This window comes from Flagellimonas onchidii, assembly GCF_004804315.1.
In the GTDB taxonomy this organism is placed as follows: domain Bacteria; phylum Bacteroidota; class Bacteroidia; order Flavobacteriales; family Flavobacteriaceae; genus Flagellimonas; species Flagellimonas onchidii.
The window spans coordinates 1-4,550 of the sequence record NZ_SRXX01000043.1 but is presented as its reverse complement, the minus strand read 5'-3'; the positions used below and the strand labels follow the sequence as shown (position 1 = coordinate 4,550).

Annotated in this window: 6 protein-coding genes; all 6 read left to right on the top strand. The window is 34.0% G+C overall.

Translation table 11 applies throughout. The features are described from left to right. The first annotated feature begins 246 nt into the window (after positions 1–246). The 6 genes from E4661_RS18835 to E4661_RS18810 all read left to right on the top strand — a co-directional run bounded on the left by E4661_RS18835 (position 247) and on the right by E4661_RS18810 (position 4,448). Positions 247–537: a helix-turn-helix transcriptional regulator gene (locus E4661_RS18835; protein ID WP_168796444.1), complete on the top strand. Its 291-nt coding sequence runs from the start codon at positions 247–249 to the stop codon at positions 535–537. A 10-nt stretch (positions 538–547) separates the two neighbouring features. Beyond that, entirely contained in the window at positions 548–1,741 is a 1,194-nt protein-coding gene (locus tag E4661_RS18830) for a virulence-associated E family protein (protein ID WP_136469007.1), read from the top strand. Between the two features lie 218 nt (positions 1,742–1,959). Then, on the top strand, positions 1,960–2,817 hold the full coding sequence (locus E4661_RS18825) for a toprim domain-containing protein (protein ID WP_136469006.1): 858 nt from the start codon (positions 1,960–1,962) through the stop codon (positions 2,815–2,817). Next, positions 2,808–3,332: a mobilization protein MbpA gene (mbpA, locus tag E4661_RS19530; protein ID WP_240751554.1), complete on the top strand. Its 525-nt coding sequence runs from the start codon at positions 2,808–2,810 to the stop codon at positions 3,330–3,332. Before E4661_RS18825 ends, mbpA begins: the two co-directional genes overlap by 10 nt. Beyond that, the gene (locus tag E4661_RS18815; protein ID WP_136469005.1) at positions 3,329–4,192 is read left to right on the top strand and encodes a relaxase/mobilization nuclease domain-containing protein; all 864 of its coding nucleotides are present in this window, start codon (positions 3,329–3,331) and stop codon (positions 4,190–4,192) included. Before mbpA ends, E4661_RS18815 begins: the two co-directional genes overlap by 4 nt. 10 nt (positions 4,193–4,202) lie before the next feature. Next, positions 4,203–4,448, top strand: coding sequence for a DUF6730 family protein (locus E4661_RS18810; RefSeq protein WP_136469004.1), 246 nt, complete (start codon positions 4,203–4,205; stop codon positions 4,446–4,448). Positions 4,449–4,550 lie beyond the last annotated feature (102 nt).

Sequence of the window (4,550 nt, the reverse complement as noted above, 5' to 3'; positions counted from 1 at the left end):
CCTTTGCAGACTTTTGAGGATTCCATACTTTTAGCAAAAGAAAAGCTCATCGAATACAATGAGCTTAAAGGTTCTTTTCAAGTGTCAGATTAACCACAACTGTCAGGTTAAGTAGTGGCTAGTACACATAATTATACCATAAGACACATTACGCTATTGATTTAGAGAGATGTGTTTGCATATGTTTGCCATGTACAAAAATGTAAATGGCCATTTACTCATTTCTAAATGTTAAAAACAAGAGTGATGAGTGAACAAGAAAACGTCGTAGAATTACTACGCGACATTAAAGGTTTATTATCCCACACCAAAAAGGTAATGAATGTAGATGATCTTGCAATTTACACGGGATTATCGAAAAGTAAAATATATAAGCTTACCCAGCTTAAATTAATACCTACAGGTAGGAATCCTAACATAAGACAGAAGTTCTTTGATAAAGAAACTATTGATGCCTGGTTAATGGGAGAACCTAATTTGTCCGATGAATACTTAGAACAGCAATTCAATAAGCAGCTGTTGAAAAACAAAAAATAAATCCTTGGTTATGGCTACTGATAAACAGGATTTATACAACGTTAAGGATCCAAAAAAGAAAACCATCTATGATTATACAATGGAATACTTGGAAACGAAGTATGACTTGATGTATAACGAGATTTCACACGATTTTCAGATTGCTTTTAAGGATTCGAGGAATTGGCATTACCTTAATCTCAATTCATTAATTATCGAATTGACTAAGGCGGGTATTGATATCAGTACAAGTAAATTAGAAATTCTCATGCGATCTGAATGGATACCTAAATACAACCCAATCAAGGAGTATTTTGAATCTCTTCCAAAATGGGATGGGGTAGATTATATATTGAAATTAGCATCCTATGTGCCTACCTACGAAAAAGAAGCTTTTGTATATCATTTTAGAAAATGGTTGGTAAGGTCTATTAAGTGCGCATTGGAATCAAGTTATTTCAATAAGCAAGCTTTTATTATTTCTCATATGGGGCAGAATTCAGGAAAGTCTACTTGGTGTAGGTTTTTATGTCCACCAGAACTTTCTGAATTTATGGCAGAGGATATTAGTAATGATAAAGATGCACGAATTCAATTGTGTAGAAACTTTTTATATAATCTGGATGAATTAGCGGTTCTATCAAAAAAGGATGTGAATGCACTGAAATCCTTTTTCTCTAAAACCTTTATCAATGAGCGTTTACCATATGACCGAAAGAACACTACACTACCAAGAATATGTTCCTTTCTCGGTTCTACTAATATGTCCTCTTTTCTAAACGATGAAACAGGTTCGGTAAGGTGGCTTTGTTTTGAATTGATAGACAAAATTGACTTTGCCTATTCAAAGGAAATCAATATTAAGGATGTATGGTCTCAGGCTTATCACTTGGCATATCATGACCCAAACTTTAATCCTGAATTGAGTATTAAGGATATCAAGGAAAATGAAGAGCGTAATAAGAAATACACCAAACTAAGTTCAGAGCAGGAATTAATTGCCAAGTACTACGAGAAGTCTAACGACATGGAAGACTTTGTTACCGCTTCTGATGTTTTGGTGTCTATGTCTTGCCTTAATCTTCGGTTAAACCATATTAATATTGGCAGAGCTTTATCTGGGTTTAAGTTTCAGAAAGTGAAACACCCCAAAAGACAAGTGTATGGTTATTTGGCTAAACCTCGCTTTAAGGATTCTCCTTGGGAAATGGAATTTTCAAAATAACAGGGATAACACTTACCTACTTACCTAAATGACATAATAGTGGTAATGCAGCTTGTGTTTTTAGGTAAGATGTTTAAAACCCATTCTACCTAATGATTACCTAACCTACCTCAAATCATAAGATAGGTAAGATTATTTACTGAAGTAATCTGATGCTAATTCTGCATAAATAGGCTTAAAGGTAGGAAGGTAAGAGAAATTACAAAAAGTAAAAGCAAATGAAAAAAGAAATAATGAATTGTGAAAAAGCCCGTAGTCTTTGCGTCGTTCAAACACTTGCAAAACTAGGGCACTTTCCCAATCGGAAAACGGAAAAAGAAGCTTGGTTTCTAAGTCCTTTCAGGTCAGAAACACAAGCCTCTTTTAAAGTCTCTTTAAAAAAGAATTACTGGATTGACTTTGGAACTTTTGAGGGAGGCAATGCAATAGATTTGGTAGTTAAATTAAACCACTGTTCTGTAAAAGAAGCACTAACTATTTTATCAAACGATATGAGGGGTGCTTATGCTCAACAACATTCATTTTTGGAATTGGAAAAAGAAACGGGAAAACTAGTAATCCTAAAAGTGCAGGATATTCAACATCAGGCATTAATTAACTATTTGAAGGCAAGAAAAACACCACTGCAAATAGCTAAACGATACTGTAAAGAAGTTTGGTATAGAAATAACGAAAAAGCATTTTTTGCTATTGGACTCAATAATCAACTAAATGGATGGGAACTTCGTAATAAGTATTACAAAACATCTACTGCACCCAAATCCTATAGCTATATCAATAATGGAAATGAAAATCTAATAATTGTTGAAGGTATGTTTGACTTACTCTCTTTGCCAATTTTATTAAATAAGGATTTTCATGAGCATGACTTGATTGTTCTTAATTCGGTGGCATTTGTAAAACGTATTGCTTTTTTGTTGAAAGATTATACCGCCATAAAACTATATCTGGACAACGATACTTCAGGGAATAAGGCAACAGAATATTTATTGAATGTTTCTTCTATTACTGTTGATTGTAGAGACATTTATAAAGGTCATAAGGATGCTAATGAAAGATTGATGTTATGGGATTAGAATACGATGACAGAGATGAAAATTTTGATTGGGTAGAGCGAAAATCAGAAGAACAGAAAAACAAAATACAACTTACTACCAATCAGTTAGAGGATAGCGATTCTTTAATCCTTCAGCTAAGCGAGGAAGATTCGATGCAAACGAATTCGAGATGTGTGTCTGTGGACACAAACTCGATTACTCCCGATGGTCGCAATAAAAAAAAGAAGTTATTTAGGGGGAAAACAGAACTAATCAAATTCCGATGTACTTCACTAGAAAAGAAACTATTAAAGAATCGTGCAAGACGATGTGGATTAACCCTTAGTGAATATTTTAGAAGAGTTGCTTTTGATAAAAAGATAACAGAACGTTTGAGTGAAGATGAGATTGTTATTTATAGAACGCTGGTAAAGTTCCATAATAATTTTAAAGCAATCGGGAACATGTATCGAAAACGAAATCCTCATCTAACTGAAAAGGTGTATTGGTTGGCTGATGAAATAAAAGACCATCTTCAAAAGTTTTCGTCATGATAGGAAAAGGAATGTCTATTGCCCATACCAAAGCTTCTATGTCTTATGGATGGAATCAAGAAAAGGATGCTGAAGTAGTTTTTAAACAGGAACTGATAGGTAATAATCCAGAAGAAATAACTCAGGAATTTAAAATGCTCCAAGAACAAAATTACCATTGCCAAAAGAATACACTTTCTTTTGTTCTTAGTCCGACCGTAGAAGATGGAAAACGGTTGAAACAAAAAGAGCTTGAAAAAGTATGTCAAAAATTTATGGAGCAAATGGAATTAGAACAAAGACAGGCTATAGCTTTTGTGCATAGAGACAAGGAGCATACGCACATTCATTTATACGTAAATCGGATTGATTATAAAGGAGTGGCGTATAATGATAGCTTTATTGGAAAGCGAAGTCAACAAGCGGCAGAAAAAGTGGCACAACAATTACAGCTAACCACAGTTAAGCAAGTGCAAATGGAAAAGGAGTTCTTACTCCAAGACGTTAGACAAGAAATAAAACGAAGACATGAACTCACTTTAAAACAGTTTACACCCAAGAATTTTGAGGCTTATATCAAATCGATGGAGACCAATGGAGTAAAAGTAATTCCTAGTATCAATAAAGGAGGAAAACTTCAGGGATTTCGTTTTGAGTTTAATGGGTATAATCTAAAAGGTAGTGAAGTGCATCGAAGTATGACAGGGAGTAATATTGGAAAACAGTTATATGGTCAATCCAATTCTAAAATAAAAAGTATAGCTCCAGTAAAAATATTAAATAATGCAGTTCCTGTAGCTCCAAGATTGGCTATGAGTATTCTTAAGAAAATTGCCAAAAAGACGATAAAATATACCATTGATGCAGGGCTAGGAATTTAAACACGTTATTATGACAAAGATTAAAGAATATATGGAATTGTTGACCTCTGAAATGGAAGCTTTCCGTAATGATGTCAATAGATTAGAAGCTATCAATGAAAACTTAATGGATGTAAAGATTTCCATCGACCTGAAGGAAATCAAATCCGTTTTAAAAGAACATGGTGAGCAATTAAAGAATCAGAAGGAAGAACAGGGACGGTTTTACAATCGAATGGAATCTCTATTTAGGTGTACTAGCCACTACTTAACCTGACAGTTGTGGTTAATCTGACACTTGAAAAGAACCTTTAAGCTCATTGTATTCGATGAGCTTTTCTTTTGCTAAAAGTATGGAATCCTCAAAAGTCTGCAAAGG

Excerpts from the sequence above, each read along its gene's own strand:
- E4661_RS18835 (WP_168796444.1), top strand. The coding sequence starts at position 247 with ATGAGTGAACAAGAAAACGTCGTAGAATTACTACGCGACATTAAAGGT.
- E4661_RS18810 (WP_136469004.1), top strand. The coding sequence starts at position 4,203 with ATGACAAAGATTAAAGAATATATGGAATTGTTGACCTCTGAAATGGAA.
- mbpA (WP_240751554.1), top strand. The coding sequence starts at position 2,808 with ATGGGATTAGAATACGATGACAGAGATGAAAATTTTGATTGGGTAGAG.
- E4661_RS18825 (WP_136469006.1), top strand. The coding sequence starts at position 1,960 with ATGAAAAAAGAAATAATGAATTGTGAAAAAGCCCGTAGTCTTTGCGTC.
- E4661_RS18815 (WP_136469005.1), top strand. The coding sequence starts at position 3,329 with ATGATAGGAAAAGGAATGTCTATTGCCCATACCAAAGCTTCTATGTCT.
- E4661_RS18830 (WP_136469007.1), top strand. The coding sequence starts at position 548 with ATGGCTACTGATAAACAGGATTTATACAACGTTAAGGATCCAAAAAAG.